Origin of the sequence: Streptomyces sp. NBC_01363, assembly GCF_026340595.1 — a bacterium.
Taxonomy (GTDB): Bacteria; Actinomycetota; Actinomycetes; order Streptomycetales; family Streptomycetaceae; genus Streptomyces.
In genome coordinates, this window is the sequence record NZ_JAPEPF010000001.1 from 1 (window position 1) to 24,706 (window position 24,706).

The 24,706-nt window shown below is 66.2% G+C and carries 26 protein-coding genes and 4 pseudogenes; 14 read left to right on the plus strand and 16 right to left on the minus strand.

Annotated features, from left to right (window positions below):
• The 3 genes from OG611_RS00005 to OG611_RS00015 form a co-directional block, all read left to right on the plus strand.
• The coding region (locus OG611_RS00005; protein WP_323180057.1) for an ATP-binding protein at nt 1-314 on the plus strand (314 nt) is incomplete at its 5' end.
• Nucleotides 302-946 (plus strand): response regulator transcription factor, encoded by a 645-nt coding sequence (locus tag OG611_RS00010; RefSeq protein ID WP_266414222.1) that lies wholly within the window; start codon nt 302-304, stop codon nt 944-946. The genes OG611_RS00005 and OG611_RS00010, both read left to right, overlap by 13 nt.
• 107 nt (nt 947-1,053) lie before the next feature.
• On the plus strand, nt 1,054-1,221 hold the full coding sequence (locus OG611_RS00015) for a hypothetical protein (protein ID WP_266414224.1): 168 nt from the start codon (nt 1,054-1,056) through the stop codon (nt 1,219-1,221).
• A gap of 245 nt (nt 1,222-1,466) precedes the next feature.
• Here OG611_RS00015 and grpE read toward each other — a convergent pair whose 3' ends face one another.
• The 3 genes from grpE to OG611_RS00030 form a co-directional block, all read right to left on the minus strand.
• A complete protein-coding gene (gene grpE / locus OG611_RS00020; RefSeq protein ID WP_323180248.1) occupies nt 1,467-1,799 on the minus strand; it encodes a nucleotide exchange factor GrpE in 333 nt (110 codons plus the stop codon).
• A gap of 309 nt (nt 1,800-2,108) precedes the next feature.
• Nucleotides 2,109-3,974 (minus strand): molecular chaperone DnaK, encoded by a 1,866-nt coding sequence (gene dnaK / locus OG611_RS00025; RefSeq protein WP_266414226.1) that lies wholly within the window; start codon nt 3,972-3,974, stop codon nt 2,109-2,111.
• On the minus strand, nt 3,952-4,560 hold the full coding sequence (locus OG611_RS00030; RefSeq protein ID WP_323180058.1) for an Hsp20/alpha crystallin family protein: 609 nt from the start codon (nt 4,558-4,560) through the stop codon (nt 3,952-3,954). Before OG611_RS00030 ends, dnaK begins: the two co-directional genes overlap by 23 nt.
• 112 nt (nt 4,561-4,672) lie before the next feature.
• On the opposite strand from OG611_RS00030, the gene OG611_RS00035 reads away from it, so the two are divergent.
• Complete coding sequence (locus OG611_RS00035) at nt 4,673-5,032, plus strand: hypothetical protein (RefSeq protein WP_266414228.1); 360 nt, start codon at nt 4,673-4,675, stop codon at nt 5,030-5,032.
• Nucleotides 5,029-5,343, plus strand: a complete 315-nt coding sequence (locus tag OG611_RS00040) for a hypothetical protein (RefSeq protein ID WP_266414230.1) — start codon at nt 5,029-5,031, stop codon at nt 5,341-5,343. Before OG611_RS00035 ends, OG611_RS00040 begins: the two co-directional genes overlap by 4 nt.
• 178 nt (nt 5,344-5,521) lie before the next feature.
• On the opposite strand, the pseudogene gvpJ reads toward OG611_RS00040, so the two are convergent.
• The 6 genes and pseudogenes from gvpJ to OG611_RS00070 all read right to left on the minus strand — a co-directional run.
• A pseudogene (gene gvpJ, locus OG611_RS00045) lies at nt 5,522-5,640 on the minus strand (gas vesicle protein GvpJ); the annotation flags it as partial.
• Nucleotides 5,641-5,675: 35 nt separating this feature from the next.
• Nucleotides 5,676-6,662 (minus strand): SRPBCC family protein, encoded by a 987-nt coding sequence (locus OG611_RS00050; RefSeq protein ID WP_266414232.1) that lies wholly within the window; start codon nt 6,660-6,662, stop codon nt 5,676-5,678.
• 6 nt (nt 6,663-6,668) lie between these two features.
• Nucleotides 6,669-7,331: a histone protein gene (locus OG611_RS00055; protein WP_266414234.1), complete on the minus strand. Its 663-nt coding sequence runs from the start codon at nt 7,329-7,331 to the stop codon at nt 6,669-6,671.
• Nucleotides 7,310-7,582, minus strand: coding sequence for a gas vesicle protein GvpG (locus OG611_RS00060; RefSeq protein WP_266414237.1), 273 nt, complete (start codon nt 7,580-7,582; stop codon nt 7,310-7,312). Before OG611_RS00060 ends, OG611_RS00055 begins: the two co-directional genes overlap by 22 nt.
• Nucleotides 7,583-7,712: 130 nt before the next feature.
• Nucleotides 7,713-8,030, minus strand: a pseudogene (locus OG611_RS00065) (GvpL/GvpF family gas vesicle protein); the annotation flags it as partial.
• A 16-nt stretch (nt 8,031-8,046) separates the two neighbouring features.
• Nucleotides 8,047-8,330: pseudogene (locus tag OG611_RS00070) on the minus strand (gas vesicle protein).
• Nucleotides 8,331-8,588: 258 nt separating this feature from the next.
• Here OG611_RS00070 and OG611_RS00075 point away from each other — a divergent pair.
• The 5 genes and pseudogenes from OG611_RS00075 (at nt 8,589) to OG611_RS00095 (ending at nt 11,609) form a co-directional block, all read left to right on the plus strand.
• Nucleotides 8,589-9,635: an IS630 family transposase gene (locus OG611_RS00075; protein ID WP_266414239.1), complete on the plus strand. Its 1,047-nt coding sequence runs from the start codon at nt 8,589-8,591 to the stop codon at nt 9,633-9,635.
• Between the two features lie 196 nt (nt 9,636-9,831).
• A pseudogene (locus OG611_RS00080) lies at nt 9,832-10,204 on the plus strand (IS5/IS1182 family transposase); the annotation flags it as partial.
• A gap of 258 nt (nt 10,205-10,462) precedes the next feature.
• Nucleotides 10,463-10,846, plus strand: coding sequence for a TIR domain-containing protein (locus tag OG611_RS00085; protein ID WP_266414240.1), 384 nt, complete (start codon nt 10,463-10,465; stop codon nt 10,844-10,846).
• Nucleotides 10,847-10,902: 56 nt separating this feature from the next.
• Nucleotides 10,903-11,310, plus strand: coding sequence for a hypothetical protein (locus OG611_RS00090; protein WP_266414242.1), 408 nt, complete (start codon nt 10,903-10,905; stop codon nt 11,308-11,310).
• On the plus strand, nt 11,307-11,609 hold the full coding sequence (locus tag OG611_RS00095; RefSeq protein WP_266414244.1) for a hypothetical protein: 303 nt from the start codon (nt 11,307-11,309) through the stop codon (nt 11,607-11,609). Before OG611_RS00090 ends, OG611_RS00095 begins: the two co-directional genes overlap by 4 nt.
• A gap of 1,329 nt (nt 11,610-12,938) precedes the next feature.
• On the opposite strand, the gene OG611_RS00100 is transcribed toward OG611_RS00095, so the two are convergent.
• Nucleotides 12,939-14,321, minus strand: coding sequence for a hypothetical protein (locus OG611_RS00100; protein WP_266414246.1), 1,383 nt, complete (start codon nt 14,319-14,321; stop codon nt 12,939-12,941).
• Nucleotides 14,322-15,657: 1,336 nt separating this feature from the next.
• On the opposite strand from OG611_RS00100, the gene OG611_RS00105 reads away from it, so the two are divergent.
• Nucleotides 15,658-16,740: an IS110 family transposase gene (locus OG611_RS00105; protein ID WP_266414248.1), complete on the plus strand. Its 1,083-nt coding sequence runs from the start codon at nt 15,658-15,660 to the stop codon at nt 16,738-16,740.
• 262 nt (nt 16,741-17,002) lie between these two features.
• On the opposite strand, the gene OG611_RS00110 is transcribed toward OG611_RS00105, so the two are convergent.
• From OG611_RS00110 to OG611_RS00120, 3 genes are all read right to left on the minus strand, one after another.
• Nucleotides 17,003-18,055 carry a reverse transcriptase domain-containing protein gene (locus tag OG611_RS00110; RefSeq protein ID WP_266414250.1) on the minus strand — a complete coding sequence of 351 codons (1,053 nt, stop codon included), beginning with the start codon at nt 18,053-18,055 and terminating at the stop codon, nt 17,003-17,005.
• Between the two features lie 383 nt (nt 18,056-18,438).
• The gene (ltrA, locus tag OG611_RS00115) at nt 18,439-19,860 is read right to left on the minus strand and encodes a group II intron reverse transcriptase/maturase (protein WP_266414252.1); all 1,422 of its coding nucleotides are present in this window, start codon (nt 19,858-19,860) and stop codon (nt 18,439-18,441) included.
• Nucleotides 19,861-20,382: 522 nt separating this feature from the next.
• Nucleotides 20,383-20,583, minus strand: coding sequence for a hypothetical protein (locus OG611_RS00120; RefSeq protein ID WP_266414254.1), 201 nt, complete (start codon nt 20,581-20,583; stop codon nt 20,383-20,385).
• Nucleotides 20,584-21,092: 509 nt separating this feature from the next.
• Here OG611_RS00120 and OG611_RS00125 point away from each other — a divergent pair.
• Nucleotides 21,093-21,254: a hypothetical protein gene (locus OG611_RS00125; RefSeq protein WP_266414256.1), complete on the plus strand. Its 162-nt coding sequence runs from the start codon at nt 21,093-21,095 to the stop codon at nt 21,252-21,254.
• Here OG611_RS00125 and OG611_RS00130 read toward each other — a convergent pair.
• Nucleotides 21,251-21,655, minus strand: coding sequence for a hypothetical protein (locus tag OG611_RS00130; protein ID WP_266414258.1), 405 nt, complete (start codon nt 21,653-21,655; stop codon nt 21,251-21,253). The two genes, OG611_RS00125 and OG611_RS00130, sit on opposite strands and share 4 nt — an antisense overlap.
• Complete coding sequence (locus OG611_RS00135) at nt 21,652-22,506, minus strand: IS5 family transposase (RefSeq protein ID WP_266414261.1); 855 nt, start codon at nt 22,504-22,506, stop codon at nt 21,652-21,654. The genes OG611_RS00130 and OG611_RS00135 overlap by 4 nt, the downstream gene beginning before the upstream one ends.
• 138 nt (nt 22,507-22,644) lie before the next feature.
• Here OG611_RS00135 and OG611_RS00140 point away from each other — a divergent pair, with 138 nt between their 5' ends.
• Both OG611_RS00140 and OG611_RS00145 read left to right on the plus strand, forming a co-directional pair.
• Nucleotides 22,645-22,776 carry a hypothetical protein gene (locus OG611_RS00140; RefSeq protein WP_266414263.1) on the plus strand — a complete coding sequence of 44 codons (132 nt, stop codon included), beginning with the start codon at nt 22,645-22,647 and terminating at the stop codon, nt 22,774-22,776.
• Between the two features lie 136 nt (nt 22,777-22,912).
• Entirely contained in the window at nt 22,913-23,980 is a 1,068-nt protein-coding gene (locus OG611_RS00145; RefSeq protein WP_266425382.1) for an IS630 family transposase, read from the plus strand.
• 19 nt (nt 23,981-23,999) lie between these two features.
• On the opposite strand, the gene OG611_RS00150 is transcribed toward OG611_RS00145, so the two are convergent.
• A complete protein-coding gene (locus OG611_RS00150; protein WP_124285959.1) occupies nt 24,000-24,389 on the minus strand; it encodes a hypothetical protein in 390 nt (129 codons plus the stop codon).
• Nucleotides 24,390-24,706: the final 317 nt, after the last annotated feature.

A 24,706-nucleotide genomic window follows, 5' to 3' on the forward strand; every position in this document is an offset into this window, starting at 1 on the left:
TACGGGTGAAGGTGGACGTGCCGTCACGTCCGTCTCCCACGATCGAGGCGGTCGCCTACTTCGTCGTCTCCGAAGCGCTGACGAACGTGGTGAAACACGCCGAGGCCTCCAGGGCCGAGGTCACCGTGGAGCGCTTCGGAAAGACGCTGCTGGTCGTCATCAGCGACGACGGCGTGGGCGGCGCGGAACCCACCGGTGGTACCGGGCTGGCAGGGCTGGCCAAGCGGATCGCCTCGGTCGATGGCACGCTGTCGGTCGACAGCCCCGTCGGGGGGCCGACCGTCATCACCGTGGAGCTGCCGTGCGTGCCGTGATCGCCGAGGATTCCGTACTGCTCAGGGTCGGGGTGGTCAAGGTCCTCGAGATGGCCGGGTTCGAGGTCGTCGCCGAAGTGGGCGACGGCGAGGCACTGTTGGCCGCGGTGGAGGAGCACCGGCCGGACATCGCCGTGGTCGACGTCCGTATGCCCCCCGGTTTTACGGACGAGGGCGTGCGTGCCGCGCTGGTCATCAGGCAGCAGTGGCCACAGACCGCGGTGTTGCTGCTCTCGCAGTATGTGGAGGAGCGGTACGCGGCCGATCTGCTGTCCGCCAACACCTCCAGCATCGGCTATCTGCTCAAGCAACGCGTCGCGGACGTGGAGGAGTTCGTGGGCGCGCTGCGCCGGGTCGCGGCCGGCGGGACGGCGCTGGACCCGCAGGTCGTCTCGCAGCTTCTGGTGCGCCGCCACAGCGGCCCGCTGGACCGGCTCACCCCGCGGGAACGCGAGGTCCTGGAGCTGATGGCGGGCGGCCGGTCCAACGCCGGGATAGCGGGGCAACTCGTGGTCAGCGAGAGCGCGGTGGCCAAGCACATCAACAACATTTTCGCCAAGCTCGACCTGCCGAAGGCGGACGCCGACCACCGCCGGGTGCTCGCCGTACTGAGCTTCCTCGGCGTGGCCTGATCTCGGCCCACCCTGCGGACCGCATCCCCTGCCACTTGGGCCTTTCCAGCCTTTCTCCGGCATGACATCCGGGCGTCCGAGGTGGTGCCGGCGCGTCCCGGGACTCCGTGCCCAATATCGCCAACCGTGGGGTGGCGGATGCGCCGGGTCCGGTCCGGGCCAAGCAGATCGTCCCCAGGATCGGGCTTGCGGCCGAGGTCGGGAAGATCGAGGGCACGCGGTCGAAACTGAAGCGGCTGGTGGAACGGGGCTGGCTGGACGAGGACGCCCCGTGACTGTTTACCCCGGCCCGCCGCCGGACGGCTGTCACGCCCAACTCCCTTTAATAGAAGGGCTCTTCCGCCTGCATTCGAAGGTGCCAACCGTGTCGGATGCAGGATGAGAAGAGCCCCGGAGATGGAACAGTACGACACTCATGCCACCGCTGACCCCTTTGCCTGCTCGGTCAACGCCTTCGAGACGCTGATGGGCACCCTGTCGGGTGACCAGGCGAGCGAGGAGGCTGGCCAGTCGGTCACCGTTACGCCGGGTGGGACGGCGGCTGCTGACTGGTTTCCCGGTCAGGCGGTTCGGCGACCGAAACCTGAGCGGGGCGCAGGAGTTGATCGCCGATCCGGTAGCCGCGGCGCAGCACGGTGGCGCAGGTTGGCTGCTCGACCGTGTCCGACAGTTCGTGGGTGACGGCCTCGTGCCGGGTGGGGTCAAAGGGTTCTCCCGGCATTCCGACGGTCTCCAGCCCGAGGCCGGCGAGATGGTTCTCCAGGACGTCGGCGACCGCCTTCAGACCGCCGGTCACTTCGCCGTGCTCGCGGGCCCGGTCGATGGCATCCAGGACGGGAAGCAGCCCGGCCAGAACGTTGGCCCTGCGATCTCCCGGATCGCCAGGCGATTGCGCTGCATCCGCTTGCGGTAGTTGTCGTACTCGGCCTTCAGTCGCTGAAGGTCGGCCGTGCGTTCGGCGAGCTGCGCCTCCAGTTCGGCCGCCTGGCCGCCCTGTGCGGGTCTCGCTCTGCTCCGAGAACGGCGCTCTTCTTCCCGCGACCGGTCTCCCGTTCGGCCGCCGCCTGGTCGGGTTTCCTCGGCTGGAGTGTGACCGGGGCGATGCGCCGGCGGATCACGACAGGCGGCGGCTGCTGTGGCGATCGAGACTTGTTCGGCCGGTTCATCGCTCGCCGCCCTCCGTCCTCTCGTCGTCGACGATCTCCGCGTCGACGACCTCCTCCTCGTCGCTCCCTTGCCCGGCCTGGGGCGCGGAGTCGGCGTCGCTTCCGGCGCCCTGTGCCTGGGCGTAGAGGGCGCTGCCGATCTTCTGCGAGGCTGCGGCCGCCTTCTCCATGGCGGTACGGATCGCGGCGGTGTCCTCGACCTTCAGCTTCTCCTTGACGTCCGCGAGGGCGGCCTCCGTCTCAGTCTTCACGTCACCGGGGATCTTGTCCGCGTTGTCGGACAGGAGCTTCTCGGTCTGGTAGACGAGCTGCTCGGCCTGGTTGCGGGTCTCGGCGGCCTCGCGGCGGCGCCGGTCCTCCTCGGCGTGCACTTCGGCATCGCGCATCATGCGGTCGATGTCGTCCTTCGGCAGGGCGGAGCCGCCGGTGACGGTCATCTTCTGCTCCTTGCCCGTGCCCAGATCCTTCGCGGTCACGTGCATGATGCCGTTGGCGTCGATGTCGAATCCGACCTCGATCTGCGGGATGCCACGCGGGGCCGGCGGCAGGCCGGTCAGCTCGAACATGCCGAGCTTCTTGTTGTACGCCGCGATCTCGCGCTCGCCCTGGTAGACCTGGATCTGCACGGACGGCTGGTTGTCCTCGGCCGTCGTGAAGATCTCGGACCGCTTGGTCGGGATCGTGGTGTTGCGCTCGATGAGCTTGGTCATGATGCCGCCCTTGGTCTCGATACCGAGGGACAGCGGGGTCACGTCGAGGAGCAGTGCGTCCTTGACCTCACCCTTCAGCACACCCGCCTGCAGGGCCGCGCCGATGGCCACGACCTCGTCCGGGTTCACACCCTTGTGCGGGTCCTTCCCCGTCAACTCCCTGACCAGATCTGTCACCGCGGGCATGCGCGTGGAACCGCCCACCATAATCACGTGATTGATCTCCGAGACAGAGATCCCCGCGTCCTTGATCGCGCTGTGGAACGGGCCCTTACAGCGGTCCAGCAGGTCCTGAGTGAGCCGCTTGAAGTGGGCGCGCGTCAGCTTCTCGTCCAGATGCAGCGCGCCCTCGGACGACGCGGTGATATACGGCAGGCTGATCGTCGTCTCCGTCGCTGCGGACAGCTCGATCTTCGCTTTCTCCGCCGCCTCGCGCAGCCGCTGCGTGGCCATCTTGTCCTTGGACAAGTCGATACCGTACGCGTTCTTGAACTGCTTGGTCAGATAGTCGACGATCCGCTGGTCCCAGTCGTCACCACCCAGGTGCGTGTCACCGTTGGTGGACTTCACCTCCACCACGCCCTCGCCGATCTCCAACAGCGAGACGTCGAAGGTGCCGCCACCCAGGTCGAACACCAGGATCGTCTGGTCGCTCTCCTTGTCCAGACCGTACGCGAGCGCCGCGGATGTCGGCTCGTTGATGATCCGCAGCACCTTCAGGCCCGCGATCTCACCGGCCTCCTTCGTCGCCGTGCGCTGGCTGTCGTTGAAGTACGCCGGGACGGTGACGACCGCGTCTGTCACGTCCTCACCCAGGTACGCCTCGGCGTCCCGCTTCAGCTTCTGTAGCACCCGCGCCGAGATCTCCTGCGCCGCGTACCGCTTGCCGTCGATGTCTCCGGACTCCGGGAAGCGCCACTTGGTCTCGCCCATGTGCCGCTTCACCGACCGTGCGGTGCGCTCGATGTTGGTCACGGCCTGGCGCTTGGCGACCTCACCGACCAGCACCTCACCCTTCTGCTTCGAGAAGCCGACCACCGACGGTGTGGTCCGCAAGCCCTCTGCGTTGGTGATGACGGTCGGCTCGCCGCCCTCAAGGACGGCGACCACGGAGTTGGTCGTACCCAGGTCAATGCCTACCGCCCGTGTCATCACTCGCTCCCTTCAAACGTGTGTTCCGGATACGTGACCCCCTCGGCTGTCGGCTACCCGAGGGGCAGCCGGAACGAGGAGCCGACGGGGCGGGGGGACGGAGAGCGGGCCCCTCTCGACTTTGCTGCCGCTCAGACGTTGATCTCCTTGGGTGAGCCGTTTCCGGCCCTGATCTCGATCTACGCGGCTTGGGCCGCTCGGCGACCGGAATGGTCAGCCGCAGCACGCCTCCGTCGTAGGAGGACGGTCGGTGTCCAGCGTCTCGCCCAGGAACAGCCGCCGGCTGAATGGATCCGGTCGGGCGCTCCGCGATCAATACATCGCTGCCGTCGCTGGACGCGCTGGTCCGGCGCTCCGCCTTCACGGTGAGCACGTTCTGTTCGACATCCAAGTCGATGGAGTCGCGCTCAACGCCAGGCAGGTCCAACTCGACGACGAAGGCGTCGCCGTCACGGAAGGCGTCCATCGGAGTCACCGGGAGCCTCGTCGCGGTGCCGAACACCTGCCGTGTCAGCCGGTCCATCTCGCGGAAGGGATCGATTCGCCTGAGCATCCTGTTCGCCCCTTTCCAGTCGGTTATGACCATGGCGATACCACCTATATAACTCGCCGCAATAAACTTGACAAGGGCACAGTCAAGGTTGCGCCGATGCAGACGTGACGGACGGAGTGGATCCTGAGGGCAGGAGGGCTTTGCGATGGCGCAGCGGCACGAGGCTACCTACAGGATGATCGCGGGCCTGCTCGACAGCAGCCACATGATGACCCTGGAACAGCTGCCCGTCCGTGTGTCGACGTACGCGGCGGCAGCCGGACTGCACGACATCCAGATCTACCTGTGCGACGTGCAGCAGGACGTACTCCGGCTGTTCGCCGGCTGCGGACCCGATACCGCCGGACGCGTCGAGACCGGGCCGCCCGAACTGCGCGTGGACTCCACACTGGCCGGGCGGGGATTCCAGAACGGCGAGGTCCTCCTCGTTCCCCGGACTGGGCGGGAAAGCCTCAGGAAGCCCTTCACGTCGGCGACGTGGGTTCCTCTTAGGCTCGGCACATGACCGAGAACGAGATCCAACTCAAGGCCATCGCCGCACTCACAGCCCTGCGCGGTGGCGTCGGCGCGGGCTACGTCTCCGACTTGCTCGGCGAGGTCATCCCGACACACTTCCTCGTCCCCGACACCGCAGATCCGGCGGAGGTCGGTCTGGCCGTGCTGAACCAGCTCTCCGAACCTCTGAGCTCCCTGATCAACGGCTTCGTGCTGGCCTTCGAAACGGTCGCGGACGCGTACGACCGCACAGACCCGGTGACGCCCATCGACGCGATGCTGCAGGCGCTCGCCCTGGATATCGCACGCGACGCCGACTGATCCACACCGACGTCAGGGCCACTCGTTGCCCACCGCTTGGGCGCCCCGGTCCTCCAGCCGCGTACTGCCGCGCGAATCGAGCGGGCAGACGAAGACGTGGCCTTCGATGCGCGGGATCGGCCACACCTCGCCCCCACCGCCAAGGACGCGAACGAGTGCTCTGCCCGTGCGAGGTATTGATGTCACCGGCGATCACGATCCCCTTATCGAGAACGCGTTCGAGGATGTCGGCAAGATTGGTGGTCTGCGGCCCCGAGACGAGGCAAGCCCCCCTGCCTGAAAGTCGACGTCGGTCACGGCGTCGTCCCGGTCCTCTTTCCTCCTGGAGGGTGTTACGTCCTCTCATCCTCATCCTCATCCTCATCCTCATCCTCATCCTCATCCTCGTCCTCGTCCTCGTCCTCGTATCCGTCTTCCTCTTCTTCATCGTCCTTGTAGTCGGCGCCCTGCTCGTCCTCGTCCTCGGGCTCCTCGCCTTCTACGTCCTCCTGCTCAGCGGCCTCCTCTTCCATGGCGTCTTCGTGAGACACGACGACTTCACCATCCCGAATTTCGCCGCGCCAGCCCTCGGGCTCTTCCTGGGCGAGGGAGACGTATCGCTGAAAGTGCTTGAAGTCGAGTCGCATTCGGCGCCCTTGGGCGCGCCACAGGTTGCCCGTCTTCTCGAAGAACCCGGACGGGTAGTACTCCACGACCAGGACGATTCGAGTCAGGCTGGGTGCCAACTCATGGAAGCTGACCGCACCACGGGTTGTGCCCTTGGCTCCCTCGGATGTCCATACGATGCGGTCGTCGGGAATCTGTTCCTGGACAGTCGCTTTGAAGCTGCGCGAGGAAGGGCCAACTTTGACCTTCCAGTCACTGGCCATCTCGTCGTTCTTCGAGACGTCGCGAACGCCCTTCGCGAAGCTGCTGAACTGGTCGTACTGCGTCCAGTAGTCGTACGCGACGCGCAGGGGCACTCCCACATCGAGAGCCTCGATGATGTTCATGACTTTGCCGCCGCTTGACTTACGTTTCCCCTTTCCGCCGCCGAATGCTTCCTTGACCTTCCCCACGACGTTGTCCTTGAGGCCCTTGGCTTTCTCCCCGACGAATGCCTTCAGGGGAGAGTCGCCCTGGAGGATGCGGGAACCGATTGCGGGAAGCGATCCGCTCTCGGCCACGTCGGTGAGCTGCTCCGTGACGTCGGTCAGTTTGTCGCCCGCCTTCTCGGCGAGTCTCTCCACTTGCGCAGTGAGGAAGTTGGACAGCTCTTCGCGAAGCCGACCCGCACCTGACTTTTCCACTGCGGGCTGGGCACTTTCCGTCCTGGTCATGACTGGCTACCTCCGACGATCGGCGCGCTTGGATGCTGCTCTCTTCGACGGAGCCGTCTTTCGGGTCGCGGTCTTCTTCGCCGGAGCCGTCTTCCGGGCCGCCGTCTTCTTCGCCGTCCGAGGCTTCTCTCCTTGGGCGGGAGCGGCCTTCTTGCGAGCCGCGCCTCCTCTGGGCTCCCTTCTGGGCTGGGCTGATCGCCGAGTACTGCGCCGCTGCGGCTGCGTCTCTTCCGGTGCTTCCTCTTCCTCGTACTCTTCTTCGTCGTATTCGTCTTCCGGCTGTCCTTCTTCTTCAGGCTCTTCCTCTTCAGGCTCCTCCTCTTCCTCGCCCCCCTCGTCCTCCCCCTCGTCCCGCCTCTCGCCGAGCCGGGCCGTACGGTCGCTGAGAGCGTCGGCCAGCGAACTCATGCCCCGGTCGGCAGCGGCTGTCACTGCCTTTCGGCCCGCGTCGAGGACTTCCCCTTTCAGCTGCTCCTGCAGCTCGGCGAACTGGGGTATCTCGCCGAGTCTGCGCATCCCTTCGGCGGCAAGCTGTCGGGGTTCAAGGCCGAATCGTTTGCCTGCCAGATAGGTTGCAATGGTCAGGGCAAGCCGGCCCTTCTTCGTCCGGCCCAGCACATAGCCGCCCACTACTGCGGCCGCGAGGGTCACCTTGGCTGTGTCATCCATGAGTGCGTCACCTTCGATCGTTCGGCTCGGGGGCCGACTTCTGCAGCATGCAGCCGGGCGAGCAGCCGTTGCTCTTCCCGTTCGAACTCCTCCAGGCTGTTGTCTCCGTCTTCAAGTTCCTGGTTCAGTAGAGCCAGCTGAGCACGGAGCACTCCTGGGTCGTGCAGCTCGCGCTCGACAGCATCGCTGAGCTTCTCCGCCACCCAGACCACGCCGCGGACCGGTGCGATGGGGAGCGCGGGCAGTCCCATGTCAGACTCCGGCGGTCCGAACGTGAGTGCCGCTCGACGTGTTCGCGGTGCGCGTCGGAGAATCGCTCCGCCACGCATCGGAAGTCGCTGCTGTGGCCGCGTTGACGGAAGGAACCGCGTCGGAGAGACAGTCCAGTGCAGCGACGTGCCCCGTCTCGCCGACAACCAGTTGACCGCGCACGGTCTCCTCGTCCGGAGTGACCATCCCGAACCGCATCGGCAGTACTGGGCCTTCGTCCGAGAGGCGCAGCAAAAGACCTTGGTGAGCCAACACATCACGCCGCCGGGCGCAGAGCTTGGGAGGAGCCTCACTGACGACTGCGGCAACCTGCCCGTGCCGGACCGTCCGCAGAGGGGCGGACGGGGTGCCCACACCGCCGGCATTCCTCGGCAGCGGTCGCAGGCATGGGTCGTCCTTCCGGTTGTTGGGCAAACCTGGATCACTCATCGGCGGACCCCCACCGCTAGCGGCGGACCCTGCGGTACCCCATGGGTTCGCCACCCCGATCGAGCTGTACCTCGCAGGAGGCAAGAAGGCTCGCTGTGTCTGGAATCCGGGGCAGCTCAAGGACGTCCACGACGACGCACCAACCGTCCACGACACACGTCTCACCGCTGAAACGCCCTCCGTGGGATGGTCGATCAACCCATTCAGGCTCCGACAGGCAGCACGGGCAACATGTTCCGCTCCACGCACGAGTGGCGTGCGGCGAGCGGCTGTCGTCAAGGATCTGCGAGGTCCAGGCACAGGTCGTGCGGTCACAGTGCCCGCCGGGTGTACATGGGACCCCCGCGCCGACCCAGCGGGGGTAGGGATGCGGCAGCCCAAACCGGAATCGGCCGCAGATTCCCTGATCTCGCAGGGCCAACGTCAAACGGTGAGTCGACGACGTCCTGCCGCTCCTCAACGACGACGCGGTGCCGACGGCCGCTACCCATGCCCCATTTGGAAGGCCTGCAAGCATATTGATCCGAAACGCTTTGTGTTCATGCTCGTTGACGAGGTGTGAGTGATCTGGTGGGGGATGTGCGGACGTGGTCGCCGGGCGCGCAGGAGGCCGTGCGGTTGCTGGCGGTATCCGCGCTGGCGGAGGGCCGGGACCGGGCGGAGGTCGCTTCCTTGTTCAAGGTGTCGGCCAGGGCCGTGGACAACTGGTGGGCGAAGTGGCAGGCCGGCGGACGCGACGCACTGCTGTCCCGTCCGCGAGGCCGCCGCACAGGCGAACACCAGGTCCTGTCCGAGACCGAGCAGGCCGCCGTCCGGCAGGCCGTCCTTGATCACATCCCCTGTGACCTGGGGCTTTCCGGTCAGCTGTGGACGCGGGGGCTGATAGGCGAGCTGATCTTCAAGCTGTACCGGGTCCGGTTCACCGAGCCGGGGGTGGGCAAGTACCTCAAGCGGTGGGGGCTGGCCTTCCAGCGTCCGGACAAGCGGGCGGTGGAACAGGACCCGGAGGCCGTCCGGATCTGGCGCGAGGAGACCTGGCCGGCGATCCGGGCCAAAGCGAAAGCGGACAACGGCGAAGTCCTCTTCGCCGATCAGGTCGGGGTCCGCTCGGACCAGGTCACCGGCCGCACCTGGGGCGCCAAAGGAGCCACTCCGGTCATCCGCCGTACCGGGAACCGGTTCTCCGTGAACGCGATGTCCGCGATCAGCACGAAGGGCCGAATGCACTTCATGGTCTTCACCGAGTCCTTCGACGCGAAGATCATGTGCCACTTCCTGGACCGGCTCGTCGGGCACTTCGACCGGAAGGTCCACCTGATCGTCGACCGGCACTCGGCCCACCGCTCGAAGACCGTCCGGACCTGGCTCGCCGACCACAAGGACCAGATCGAACTGCACTTCCTGCCTTCGTACTCACCCGAGCTAAACCCGGACGAGCTCGTCAACGCCGACCTCAAACGCAGCCTGCCCCACACCCACCGGGCCAGGAACCAAGCCGAACTCGCCGCCGAAACCCGCAGGTTCTTCCACCGTCGACAACGCCAACCCCACATCGTGCGCGGATACTTCGGCGGTCGGCACGTCCGCTACGTCCTCGACGAGTGAACCCCATGAGTTTCTGATCAATAGCATCATTGTGATGCCTACGAACGGATATGCCAGACCTTGCCGAAACAACCGCGGGGGCAGTCCTTCGAAACTCAGACGCTTGCCTGACTCAATCGGTGCCATGTGACAAGTAAGGCACAAGCAGGGGAGTTGCCTACAGGATCTCCCTCAACTGCTTCTCTGGTCCCCCCTCGACCACATCATCGCCGCACCGTCGAAGAGATACAGATGTTCCGCCATCACCAGGTCGTCATCGATGCCGACACTCGGCTCGTCGTCGTGGCCGGCCGACTGCTGCCTGGGAACCGCAACGACTGCAAGGCGTGGGAGGAATCCGGCGCCAGGGCCGCAGCTGGCAGGACACTCACGATCGCCGACAGCTGCTATCCCGGCATGGGATCCGACTGGAACGAAGCGCACAACAAGTCCCACGAGCAGGTCCGTGCCCGTGTCGAGCACGTCCATACCCCTGGAAGATCCTCCGCGACTGCTGGCTCAGAGGCGCCGAAGTCCACCACGCCATGCACGGCATCGCCCGGATGCACCACCTCGCCCTCGCCGGATAGATCAGCAGGCCGCACCGCGGCCGACCACACCCGAGGCGGCCCGAAGATGATTCACAGGGCGGCCGTTACCAGAGAACGTAGGGCGCCGTACCTGGACGATGTAGCGGCAGTGGAGGTTGAGCCTGCTTGTGTAGTGGCCCGGGAAAGGCTGCTACCAAACCCCGCTGAGATGGGGAGCCCTGTCCGTTTCGATGACCGCAGCCAGTATCGACCCTTACGATGCGCGCAGGTACGTCCACTTGGAGTAGAGGAGCATCGATGCCGAAGCGCGCATTCGTCAGTTTCGACTACGACTACGACAAGCCCCTCAAAGACTTGCTGATCGGGCAGGCCAAGAACCCTGACTCCCCCTTCGAGGTATATGACTGGTCGATCAAGGAGGCATCGCAAGACTGGAAAGTCAAGGCTCGCTCCAGGATCCGGGCGTCCGACATCGTCATCGTGATCTGCGGCAAGCACACGCACCAGGCCGTCGGCGTGGCCATCGAGCTCAAACTCGCCCAAGAGGAGGGGATCGAGTACTTCCTGCTGAACGGGTACAACGGCCAGACCGGCAAGAAGCCAACCACAGCGACGGACGGCGACAAGATCTACAAGTGGACGTGGCCCAACCTCAAGACGCTCGTCGGAGGGGGCCGGTGACAACGCCTCCCGACCCAGCCCAGCGTACGGAGGTCCTTGAGCTCTACAAGCTAGCCGTGGAGATGGCCGACCGCGTCTCCGCGCGCCGGGGGACTGCCAACGCCTTCTTCCTGTCCGTGCAGACCGCGTTCGTCGGCCTCGTCGGCTTCGGATTCCCGGAGCTCGCCAAGTCCCCCTGGTGGGCGGCGGTCGCGGTGGCTCTGGCCGGCATCACCCTGTCCGCCACCTGGTGGCTCCAGCTTCGTAGCTACCGGGACCTCAACACGGCGAAGTTCAAGGGCATCAACAAGATCGAGGAACGCCTCCCGGTCAAGATCTTCGCGGACGAGTGGGAGGCCCTGCGCCGCGATCCGGTTGTCGGCTGGCGCAGGCGCTACGCCGAACTGGGTACATCCGAACGCGTCGTGCCTCTGGTATTCGTAGCGGCGCATCTCCTTCTGCTTGCGGGCACACTGACCGTGTGACCTACCTTGACTCCCTCGCCACCCTGATCCGGTCCTGCCTCCCCCCCGACGCCGAGCCTCCCGAGGACTCGGCCGCGCTGTTCCGCCTATACGCCGTGCTGCTGAACGCCAAGGGGGAGCAGGTCACCGACGAGGATGTCCACGACGCCTGGTGCGCATGGATGCAGACAGTGAACAGTACTCACGAAGCGCTGGTTCCCTTCAGCGATCTCGATCCGGAGATCCGCGCCTTCGACACCCCGTACGCAGAAGCCATCCGGTTGGCCGCTCGCCAGACAGGCTGCGAGACGAACCCGTAGGCACTTCCAGGCACTCCGGCGACAGGTGCGGCGGGATCGGGGCACCGTTGGTCCCGCACTCTCGCCCCCTTCCGGCCGACTCCAGGGTCAGGCCGCTGGTCGCGTCCTGACAGGTGGCCCAGTGACTTCGCTGTCCGTTCCGCAGGATGGGCCCGGCAGCGGGACCAGCGCCCCGGAAACGTACGCGCTGGCTTTGTTCACGAGAACCGGTTCTGGCTCACTTTCCGGGAAGGGCTGACTGAGTGTGATGTCAATGGCTCCCCAGGCCGTGAGCAACGGACAGTCGGAGTCACGTGCCCACGGCCTCGCTGCGACGTCTGATCGCCGTTCTCTTGGTGGCGTCGCGACGGCAGACTATGAAGGTGGACTCTGGCCTTTACCCTGATCTGGTTGCTGCGGGCAGCCTGGGCGCAGCGCTGGAACAGCTGGCGGCCGAACTCGGTGCCGATCTCGCAGTGGTACCCGGCGATTGGGGCCCATTCGTTTCGGCGGGCATCGCCTCGTCGGTCTCCTGAGTCGAAAGAAGCGTCAGAAGCGCCCGCAGACCCGGATAAACACGCGGCTCCGATGCAGCTGATGCCGCTGCTTTGCCCCGAGGGACCCCAAGTCCAAGGCCGCCGAGAACTGGACCGGGAAGTGGGAGTGCGGCCGTCTCGCTTGATCCTGTGTCCTGCCTGCCAGACCCCCCTGGAGAACAAGGCGGCCGCGGCGGCCGCAGGACAGACGGAGAACGTACGTCTCGTCTCCCAACCGCCCACCGAGACCCAGTGCGCACCGATCCCCGGTGCGTGATGGTCTATCTGCCCGGCCAACAGCCAGCCCCATAGGCCCGCGCGCAGCCCCGCCGACGCGCGAGAGGGACTTGCCGACCACCGATCCCCGAGGCGAGGCATTCCGGCTGACGGTCATCGTCAGTTCTGGCCATCGGGATGGAGGGCGCCGACTGCCCCAGAACCACAGACCTTTCTTGCTGGCCATGCCCTCTTCCTGCTGTCCTGCCCCAGCCCGAGAAAGGGAGCTCAGATATGCAGGCCCTTGCAGGACGGGGCACGGAGGTACCCGAGCTGCCCGGCCCCCAAGGCCGGGCAGCGGAACCGCCCACCGGCACCCGCCACGCCTCGCTTTTGAGCGTCACGGCCCGTACCACCCGAGACTCAGAGCCGCTGCAGCTGTCCACGATCCGTACCAAGAGCCTGCGCGCCGACGCAAAGGCCGCCGAACGACTCCGCCACGAACGCTTCGCCCCCGCCACCACGGGTGGAGGCGGGGTCCGACTGCCCGGGGATGGTGGGGCCGGTCTGGCTCAGGGCTGCTCGGCGCCCCGGATCGTCAGTGGTCATTTCTGCCCGGCATCGTCGATGAGGCGCCCGCCAGGATGCTTCGTAGATGGTTCATGAGTGGAGTGAGGCGACTCTTGGCGACAAAACTGTCCATCCGAAAATTTCCGCTCACTGTAGAGGTGTCCAGGGAAATCAGATGAGGTTCGCAATCACTGGTGAAATAGACCATGGAATTGAACCAGAACGCCCGATCGGCTGGAGAGGAAAGGTAGTCCGGCAGTTCGGGAAGGAGGGGCGTCTCCCAGGACTCGCCGTATCGGCTCTTGAGTTCGTACAGCACGCCTTCCGCCTCCGCGACACTCGAAGCCTTGAAGCGTCGGTATTCAATCGGGTCCGTCACCAGCAGGACGAGCCGTGTGGGGTGTCTGCGGCGGAGGACCTCGGCGTATTCCCAGAGCGTTCCCGGTCCGGGGCCGGTCCCCATGACGATCACACCCGCGTTCTCGATGAGCCGGCCGACGGTGCCTTTCCAGTCGTCGAGCGGTAGGTACATACGCGCCGCCCCCGCGCCGCCCGGCACCTGCTCACCGGGGCTGCCGACCGCCAGCAGCGGCCCGAATTCGGTGAACAGGGCGCTGATGCGTTCCTCGTGGCTGCGGTGGGACTGCATGATCCACGTGCCCGGGTTGTTGAAGAAGTTCAGGTTCTTGCCGAGGGGCGTTGCCGCGGAGGCACCGACGTCCTGGTTGAACGGCCTGAGATAGAGGACGTACGACCCGCTGGAAATGTGGTCCGGGGACGTGACGATATTGGCCAGGTACCGGTTCGCCTTCATCGCCGGGATGGAGGCGAATACCAGGACTGCGGCACCGCCCGTTCCGACCAGCAGGAAAATCACGAGAAGGATGTACCAGGGGGGCCCGTGATATCCGGGCAGGTCGGGAATCGTGGATACCGATTTCATTCCCAGGGCGGCGAGGAGCAGTACGGCCGTTCCCCCAAGGCGCATCGCCCAACTCGCTGTCCGCAGGGCCCAGCCGTGGATCCGGCGGCGTCGGGGGAGAGGCGCGCCGTTGCCTGCGCCCGTCCCGAGCAATCGCTGGGCTACGCGCCAGGCGGCCAGCGCTGCCCAGATGTCCGAGCCGCCGACGCACAGGCTCATGAGGTCGAGGAGAAGGGTGTGCGGTGAGGACAGGTGCGACACCGTCGCCACGAGGTCGCCCACCGCGAGACGCAGGCTCACGAGCACGACGGCGAGCCCGGCTGTTCCGGTCGCCAGGCTCGTGAGCTGGATGGAGCCCACGCGCAGCTTCTGCGCGGTCGACAGACGCCTCGATGGTCCAGGCGTCGCCAGCCCGAAGTGCCGCCTGGCGGCATTCCCGGCGACCGCTCCGAGCCGGAAGGCGACGACACCGACGGCTGCGGCGGACACGCTGAGCGCGAGAACGAGGAGGAATTCCAGGCGGTCCGCTCCCGGCCGGGCCAGGGTGACCGAGGCCGCGTACACGGAGAGGGCGACCAGTCCGGCGCCTGCCGTTCTGCAGAGCCAGTGGGCCAGGCGCAGCGTCCACCCGGTCCAGAGCGCGGCCCGCGTCACAGCTCGTCCCCGTCGGTCGGCCGTGCGACGCAACTCCCGTCCTGCCAGGAACACCGGTACGGAACAGAAGGCGATTCCGAGATTGACCAGCCACGTGGACCCGCCGCCCGCAGTAAGCAGGAACATCTGCCCGCCCAGGACGAAAAGCCAGGCGCTGAGCCAGAACAGAGCGCCACCAGCTGTTCGAAGCGATCTCCGTCGGGGGTGTGGGGCGGGCTCCTCGGAGGCGGGTGGGGCGAGTGCGGCATCAGGGCCGGGCAGCGCGGCGGGAACGGCAGCCCACGCCCCCAGGCCGAATACGAGCAGGGCCAGGACGATGCATGCGTGATCGAGAAGAAAGACGGAAAGATACGTGCGCGGTACGGAGCCACTGCCGGACGCCGGCCAGACGCCTGCGGGACGGGAAAGCGGCGCCGCCACGACCGCGAGGGTGAGGAAGAGGGTCCCCAACTTGAAGCAGCCCGACGCCACCATGTCGCGCGTCCATAACCATGCCCGTTGCTGGTATCCGCGGGCCTTGCTGCTGGCTTCACTCACCGTGAGTAGCCCCCCTGCCTCAACGAGTTCACGATAGAGGGCACTCGCGAACGCGGGCAATCGCTTCCCATTCATCGTCCGCATCGGTCCCGCTCGCGCCCATCGCGGCGACCCGCGCCGTCTTCAGCGGGTGGCCGCTCGGCGCCCGGTCGGCCGCGATCCGTAAGCCCGACGCGGCGATGTTCTGCCACCTCGCAGGACGGCTGACACTCCGCCTGACCCGCAAGGGCGCGGCCGGAGGGCGTCCGGGCCCGAATCATCTGCAGCGAGGAGCGCACACTCTGCGGTCGGCCCACACCGCGGGAGGGTCGAGGCGAGCGGGCGTGACGTGCTCGCGGGCGTGACGAACATCCCTCACGCGGAAACGTAACTGTGAGAGTTCTTCTGCGGCCCGGGATGGGTTGCTGCCAGGCTCGACGCTTGTGATCCGGCATGACTCGAAACATAACTGGCGCCCCAGCGGCTGCCGTTCCCCCGAGATGTCTGCCGGACGCGGGCGTCGGCCTGGCCCACCCGTTGGCTTGATCAGCAGCTTGTCCGCCTTGCGGCGTGACTCATCACAGTTCCGCCACGCGGTGACTCCACCCAGGCCGACGCCACCTCCAGCCGTCCGCCCAGTAAGGAGAACAACCGCGTGGCCATCCTCGCAGAAGAAGTCGACGGGGTCATCGGCGTCGACACCCACCGCGACACCCTTGCGGCAGCAGCCGTCAGTCCCATCGGCGCCGTGCTGGCCAGCACCGATTCACCCGCCAACGCCCGCGGCTACCGCCGTCTCCTGGACTTCGCCCGCGAGCACGTCCCCGGGCGGCGCTGCTGGGCTCTGGAGGGTATCGGCAGCTACGGCGCCGGCCTCGCAGTCTTTCTCGACCAAGCAGGCGAGCGCGTCGTCGAGGTCTGCCGGCCCAAGCGGTTGCCCAATCGGGGCGGGCGCAAGACGGACATGCTCGACGCCATCCGGGCCGCGAAGGAAGCGCTGGCCACCGAGCATCTGATCCAACCCCGGCTTCGCGGCGAACGCGAGGCCCTGCGGGTCCTCCTTGCCACCCGTCATGGCGCTGTCCTCGCCTCCACGGCCGCGATCAACCAGCTCAAGGCCCTGATCGTCTCCGCGCCGGATGGGCTCCGAGCCGAGCTACGGAAACTCAAGCGTCCGGCCCAGATCGCCTACTGTGCTCAGCTTCGGGACCGTCCGGCACAGAGCCTTGAGCACCGGATGACGGCGCGGGCCCTGCGATCCACTGCCCAGCGCATCCAAGCCCTACAGGCCGAGGCCAAGGATCTCGAGAAGGACATCCACGCCCTGGTCGCAGACATGGCTCCGGAACTCCTCGACCTGCTCGGCGTCGGTCCGATCACTGCGGCTCAGATCCTGGTCAGTTGGTCCCACCAGGGACGATTTCGTTCCGAAGCGGCCTTCGCCTCCTTCGCCGGCGTCTCACCTATTCCCGCATCGTCCGGACTCACGAACAGGCACCGGCTCAACCGCAGCGGAGACCGGCAGCTCAACCGGGCCCTGCACACCATCACCTTGATCCGCATGCGGCTCGACCCCGCCACGAAGGCGTACGTCGCCCGGAGGATCACTGAGGGAAAGACTGCCCGCGACGCGCAGCGATGCCTCAAGCGCGTCATCTGCCGCCAACTCTTCAAGACCCTCGAACGGATCGACCGCCCCGCACTCAGGAGCATCGTGGATCTTGTTCAAGCGGCTTGACACGACATAGCAGCCTCGGGGGCGAGGGGACGGGCCGCCCGGGCGGGGTCTGCGGCGCGCCCGTTACGACTGGGCGTGCGGATTCCACGTATTGCAGGCCGCAGTCCGGCAGAAGGCCTACCGCCGCTGGTGAAGTCGGCCCGGGGCGCGGTTCCGATCTTTCGACCGGCCCGTTTCCCCGGAGCCGCTTCCCGAACCGGGCATGCGACTTGGCACCGCACCCGGCTCTCCACAAGCCCCGAGGGCTTCGTGGTGGTTGTTCTCATCCCGTGGCGTCCCAGGGGGTGGGAATCGTCAGGCCCCGGTAGCGGTAGCGAGTGGTGCCTACCGTGATCGGGTTGAACAACTCCCGGGTCTCCCCGGTCCACCATGATCTACGGCCGCAGTAGCGGCGGAAGATCTTCCTCCGGCCCGTCTTGGGGTGCTTGCGCTGTACCCATCTCCAGACCGTGTGCCACATGTAGTTGCGCAGGTAGGAGAAGGTCGCGTAGGAAACCCCGGGCCGGAAGTAGGCGCACCAGCCCCGCACCGCCGGGTTGATCCGGGCGAGCAGGGCGTCGAGCGGCTGGTTCGTGCCGACCTCCCGGCACAGTGTCTTGACCTTGGCCATGATGGCCCGCAGGGCCTTCTTGGCTGGGTAGGTGTAGACGTAATACCGGTTGGTGCCTGGCTTTCGGTGGCGCTGGATGTGCCAGCCGAGGAAGTCCAGGCCCTGCTCGATGTGGGTGATCAGAGTCTTCTCCTGGGACAGGCGCAGGCCCATCGTGGTGAGGACTTCGGCGATCTCTTCGCGTAGCGTTTCGGCGTCTGCCTTGGTGCCGTGAACCATCAGGCACCAGTCGTCCGCGTACCGGACCAGCCGGTAGTTGGGCAGACCTCGGCGTCGACGCCTGCGGCGCTCGTTGAGATCAGTTCCGGCGCCTCCCGGGGCCTGGGCGATGTGCTCGTCCAGGACCGAGAGCGCGACGTTGCTGAGCAACGGCGAAAGGATCGAACCCTGCGGGGTGCCGGTGTCGTTGTCCCGCAGCAGGCCGTCCTCACTGAGGATGCCCGCCTTGAGGAACGCCTTCACCAGGGCCAGGACGCGTTTGTCCCCGACGCGTGCCCGCACCCGCTCCATGAGAGCGGTGTGCGAGATCTCGTCGAAGCAGGCCTTGATGTCGCCTTCCACGATCCACTCGTACTTCTTGGACGTGAGCAGACGCACCTCTGCCACCGCGTCGTGAGCCCGGCGATTCGGGCGGAACCCGTAGGAGCACGGGAGGAAGTCCGCCTCGAAAATCGGCTCCAGCACCAGCTTCAAGGATGCCTGCACCACCCGGTCGGTGATCGTCGCAATCCCAGACGGCGGAGCTTGCCACCCGTCTTGGGGATCATCCGTTCCCGCACCGGCATGGGCTGGAAACTACGGTCCTTGATCTGCGACCGCAGCACGTCGAGGAACTCCTCGACTCCGACCCGCAACACGATGGACGACGCCGTGCGTCCGTCCACCCCGGCCGTGCGTGCACCCTTGTTACCCCGCACCCGATCCCAGGCCACCAGCAGGAAGCCGGGATCGGCAACGAGATTGTGAGGTCGGCCCGGGGCGCCCTGCTGGTGTTCCCACCAGCGGGTTTCCCCGGACCGCCTCCCGCACCCGGCGTGCCCGTCTCCGGGCACCGGGCGCTCCACAAGTCCCGTTGACGTCCGAACAGTTCAGATCATGCTCGCCCACGGAGTGGGAATCGCTGTCCCTCGGTAGCGATAGCGGGTAGTCCGCATCCGCCCCGGATCGAACAGCGCCGTATCGCCATCTGACGGCCACCACTGGCCCTGGCAATACCGGCGGCGCACTTGCTTCCAATTCGCACGCGGGTGTTTTCGGTGCAGCCAACCCATGACCCTGCGCCAGGTAAACGCGCGCAGGAAGTGGAAGGTGACACTTGAAACCCCGGGCTGGAAGTAGACACACCAGCCCCGCAGCACAGAGTTGAGATAGCGCAGCAGGACTTCGAGCGGCTGGTTCTTGTCCAATCGGCTGGCCGCCCTCACTTTTCCCGTGACGGACTTGACCGCCTTCTTGCTCGGGTAGGTGTAGACGTAGTACTTCGCCGTGCCTTGTTTTCGGTGGCGCTGGATGCGCCAGCCGAGAAAGTCAAAGCCCTCGTCGATGTGCACCAGCGTGGTTTTCTCCTCCGAAAGGCGCAAGCCCATCATGGAGAGAGCCTCGGCGGCTTCGTCGCGTATTGCCTCGGCATCGGCCCTGTCGCCTCGAACCAGAGCGACCCAGTCGTCAGCGTAGCGGATAAGCCGAAATGATGGCTCTCCCCGCCGCTGCTGCCGAGTCATCCTTCTCTGCTCTCGGTGACGTCGAGCGAAATGCTCATCGAGTACCGATAGTGCGACGTTGGCGAGCAAAGGTGAAAGGATTCCGCCCTGTGGCGTCCCTGTGCGCGATTCCCTGAAGAGTCCCTCTTTGTTGAGGATTCCGGCTTTCAGGAACGCCTTGACCAGCATCAGGACGCGCTTATCGGAGACCCGTTGCCGTACCCGGCCCATAAGCGCCGAGTGCGAGATTTCGTCAAAGCACGCCGCGATATCGCCCTCCACGACCCACTCGTATCGGTGAGGCGGGCTGGCGAAGGTGCGGATCTCGGCGATCGCGTCATGAGCTCGCCGATTGGGCCGGAAGCCGTACGAGCACGGCTCAAAGTCCGCCTCGAAAATAGGCTCCAGCGCCAATTTCAGCGCAGCCTGAACAACGCGATCACGCACGGTGGGGATACCTAGGCGGCGCAATTTCTGTCCGCCCGCTTTCGGAATCATCCGCTCGCGGACCGGTAAGGGACGAAACCGCTGCGCTTTCAAATCTTCGCGGACTTCGGCCAGGAACTCGCCGACGCCTTGCCGCTCGATATAGTAGGCGCTCTTCCCGTCAACCCCTGCCGACCGTGCACCCCTGTTGTCCCGCACTCGCTCCCACGCAATCAGGAGAAATGCGGGATCACAGACGAGATTGAACAAATCACAGAACTGCCTGTCTGAATTGTCGGTCGCCCAACGGTGCAGCTTGGTCTGGATCTCTCGTACCCTGCGCTCCGCGCCGAACGACGTGAGCGTTGGTGCGTCGGTATTCACCGGCGTCCTCCGAGCATTCCAGCATCCGCCCTGCTGACTTGCTGGCCCCCTTCGCCATGTACGCGCCTTTCGCGCGCTCGGACTACTACGGGGCCTCCGCCCCACACTGCGGCCGACAGCCGACGACGGGCCTGCCCTTCGATGTCCTGGATGGAGCATCGTGAGGGCAGCCGCAGGTGGTTCCCACGTTCACCACCAACCGTTCGACGAGGGAGGTGCCCAGCTATACCCCGGCAGCCTCGCCACGAGTACGCCGCAGGCTTTCCTCGTGGCCTCCCCACCGGCCTATTCATCCCGGCTTCGGAGTCACCCGCCGCATGATCACGGCAGGTGTGCGCTGCGGACCGGCCCATATCCACCAGATTGAGCCGGCTCGACGCTTACGGAGCTTCACGCGCTGGTTCCTCTCGTACACCTTCTCGTCTCGCTTGCCGGACCCGACCCGTCTGGTAGTTCCGGAGCGTCCCGGCGTTGTCAGGACTGCTTTCCGCCCCTCCCGGCGACTCCCGGGTCAGGCTGTCCTCAGCTTCGTGGCCTTGCTGCGACAAGGCCACGGCGGCGGACTTTCACCGCCGCACGGTCAAGTAGCGCCTCGTGGCGCACGAACAGGTCGTCGAACCTGCGATGAGGATCATCACGAGCCCAACGGTGCAGCTTGGTCTGGATCTTCAGTACCTGACGCTCCGCCTCATACAAGGCGCGCTCCAGCTCGTCGGTATTCACCGGCGACCCTCCCGACATTCCAGTGCTTCGGCCACTGACTTGCTGGCCCCCTTTGCCCTGCGACCGGCTTTCCCGGCCTCCACGACGGGTCGTTACTCCCGCGACTACTACGGGGCCTCCGCCCCACCCACGGCCCTCAGTCGGCAACGGACCTGCCCACCGCCGAACCGGCTGTCCGGCGGCTCGGGCGACCGCGGATGGTTCCCACGTTCACCACGCAATCGATCGGTCAGGGAGGTGCCCAGCTCTACACCGGCAGCATCGCCACGCCTACGCCGCAGGCTTTCAACGTGGCCTCCCCACCGGAACAGGAAATCCGGCTTCGGAGTTAACCCACCTGTCCGAGGACACGCAGGTCACGCGCTGCATACCGGCCCGTATCCACCAGGTTTGAGCCGGCTCAATGCTTACGGAGCTTCAACCACTGGTTCGCTTTCGCTACACCTTCTGACCTCGCTAGTGCCGTGACCGCATTGGTTCGCCGGGTGGGATCCGGCAGGATCTTGTGCATGTTCGAAGAGAAGCTCGAAGCGCTCTCGCAGGTGATGGCCGAGCACATGGCCATGCCGTTCCCGCCAAGCTTCCGCGGCCTGGGCATCGAGGACCAGGACATGGTGATGCTTGATGCGGACGCCTGCGGCTACGCCCTGGGCGTTCTCAGAGGGCGTTAAGTCCGTTTCTGGTAGCGGCCGCGTCCGGGTTGCTTGAGGAATCCCTGACGGGCGAGTCGTCCCAGGCGGGAGCGGGTGACGTTGATCGAGGGCTCGTCGGTGGGCAGGCCGAGGTGCTCGTGCAGATCGTGGACGCGGAACACCTTGCCGGGGTGCTCGTTGAACGCGGTCACGATGCGCTGGTAGACGGTGGCGGTGGTGGTCTGTGCGGGGGCCGGTTCGTGGTCGGGTGGGGTGAGGCCGTCGATGACCTTGCGGGTGGCGGTGAGCTCGGCCAGGCGGGCTTCGGTCTCGGCGAGGGCGGTGGTGAGCCGCTCGATCTGCTCGCGCAGGTTGTCGGCTCGTGCGGCGGTCTCATCGTGTTCGGTCTGCAGCAGCCGCAGGAGTTCGCAGACGTTCACGCGGCCAGCTCCACGTCGTCACGCCATGTGGGGGTAGGGGTGGTGAGGCGGCGGAGCATGCCGGCGGTGGAGGCCCAGTAGACGCGGGAGGCCGCGTTGTCGGGCCGGTGGTCGTAGTCGCGGGCGAGGCGCCGGTGCAGCATGAGGGTGCCGTTGACCTGCTCGACCACCCATCGTTTCGGTTGCGGGACGAAGCCTTTGCCCTTGTCGTCGGGGTTGCGGCGGACCACCTCGACGGTGATGTCCTTCACCGCCCCGTGGATGATCACGGCGTCTTTGAAGCCCTGGTCGACGAGGACTTTTTCCAGGCGCATCCCGCATCGTTCGGCCGCCTGGTCCAGCAGGGCGATGCCGGCCTCGTTGTCGTGCGCGCTCGCGGCGAGGATCACCACACCGATGATCAGGCCCAGTACGTCGACGGCGAGTCCCCGCTTCCTGCCGGGCGTCTTCTTGTTCGCGTCCAGTCCCGTCGTCTTCTTCGGCACTCCGGCCGCCACGCGGACGGACTGGGTGTCGATGATCACCAGGGACGGGTCCTCTAATCGCCTGGACCGCTCCCGCACCTGGCAGCGCAGGATCTCCTGGATCCGCTGGTCAAGGCCGTCCTCGCGCCACACGCTGAAGTAGTAGAACACCGCCGACCAGGCCGGGAGGTCGTGCGGCAGGAGACGCCACTGACAGCCCGTCCGGTTCTGGTAGAGCAGCGCGTTCACGACCTCGCGCAGGTCGCAGGAGCCCGGGTCCCCGGTCGCCGACCGCGACACCCGATCCTGCTTCCACGCGGTGACCAGCGGCTCGATCAACGACCACTGCTCGTCGGACAAGTCGGTTGCGTACGGCATCCGTTCCATGCCCGCGACCCCATCATGCACACGACACGAAGCGAGGACGGAACCGACCCATCACCCACGAAAGAGCGACACCACATCATCAGGAACGGGACTTAACGCCCTCTCAAAGGCCCGCTCGACGAACAACGCGGTGAAGGCTTGATCCGGCTGACTGCGGTGTTCGAGAAGGTTCTCCCTGCGATCGACGACGAGTACGCGACCAGGTACTACACGCACGTCCGCGATATGGCTGTGCTGGCCGCCGAAGTCGAGAATCTGCGCGAGAAGTAGCCCTCCGACCTGGAAGGTTCGCCCGGCTCGTGGCCGCAGCGGTTGGATGTGTGCGGTGACGTCCGATCCGACCGCTGGAGGCGCTATGGCCGAGCCTGTCCGTGTGCGCAGGTTGACCGACCAGGAGGGGTAGAAGCTGCAGCAGATCGTGCGTCGGGGCAGCACCGGTTCGGTGCGGTTCCGGCGCGCGATGATGCTGTTGGCCTCGGCCGGCGGGAACCGGGCCCCGTTGATCGCGAAGCTGGTCCAGGCCGACGAGGACACCGTCCGCGATGTGATCCACCGGTTCAGCGAAATCGGCCTGGCCTGCCTGGACCCTCAGTGGGCGGGAGGCCGTCCCCGCCTGCTCAGTCCTGACGACGAGGACTTCGTCATCCAGACGGCCACCACCCGCCCAACCAAGCTCGGCCAGCCCTTCACTCGCTGGTCCATCCGCAAACTCTCCGCCTACCTGCGCCGCGTGCACGGCCGTGTGATCCGGATAGGCCGCGAGGCGTTACGGTGCCTGCTCGCCCGTCGCGGCGTCACCTTCCAGCGCACCAAGACCTGGAAGGATTCCACCGATCCTGACCGCGATGCCAAGCTGGACCGGATCGAGCACGTCATGGACCATTTCCCTGACCGCGTCTTCGCATTCGACGAGTTCGGGCCGCTCGGCATACGCCCGACCGGCGGATCCTGCTGGGCCGAGCAGGGCCGGCCCGACCGGGTCCCGGCGACCTACCACCGCACCCACGGCGTGACCTACTTCCACGGTTGTTACTCCATCGGCGACGACACCCTCTGGGGTGTCAACCGCCGCCGCAAGGGCACCACCAACAGCCTTGCCGCGCTCCGGTCCATCCGCGCCGCTCGCCCCGACGGCGCCCCGATCTACGTGATCATGGACAACCTCTCCGCCCACAAGGGCGCCAAGATCCGCCGGTGGGCGTGGAAGAACAAAGTCGAGCTGTGCTTCACCCCGACGAACGCCTCCTGGGCCAATCCGATCGAGGCGCACTTCGGGCCGCTGCGGCAGTTCACCCTGGCCAACTCAAACCACCCCAACCACACTGTTCAGACCCGCGAGCTGCACCGCCATCTGCGCTGGCGCAATGCCAACGCCCGCCACCCCGACCTCCTGGCCGCCCAACGCCGCGAACGAGCCCGCATCCGCAGCGAGAAGGGCCTCCGCTGGGGCGGCCGACCTTTGGCCGCGGCCTGAGGCTTCCCGCCATGACGGCCTACTCGGCCATCTCCTCGGGAGAAAGACGAGTGATCTTCTTTCCCGCTTCGGTCTCGACCAGGGTCAACGCGCCAATCCAGTTCCCGTCTTCGGGATACTCCCAGTTGGGCGCGTCTTCGAGAATCGCCGGAAGCTGATCACGAGGCACCAGCTCGCCGTGCTGGAAGCCGTTCTTCCCGGCGGGGGAGGTCCACGGCGCGAGTCGGCGGACCTCGATCCACCCACGATCGATGAGAGCGAGCAAGATTCCCGCCAGCTCGTTGACTGGTCGAGACTGGTCGGCTTCGTCGAGATCGCCCCAGACACCAGGCAGGATGTCGATCTCATAGGAATTGACCATGAAGGCTTCTTCAGACTTGGTCAATGTGTCCCACTCGTGCTTGCTCACTCAGCAATCGTCGCAGAGCCGGGGGCACGACAGGCTCCCTACACGGCTGACCAGACCATCCCAACTCGGAGCTCACCCTGACCGCCGGGACCCGGTGAACCTTCGCGGTCACAGCACTAGACGGGCCCGCACCGTCCGGTAGTCCCGGCACGTCCCGCCGTTGTCGGGGCCGCTTGCCACCCTCCCCGGCGTTCCCCGGGTCAGGCTGCCCCCAGCTTCACCAGGCCGCTGCGACGACCCGGCAGTGGTGGTCTTTCACCTCCACTCGATTGCATAGCGCCTCGTGGCGCACTCCCGTGCCACTGAACCTTGACCGT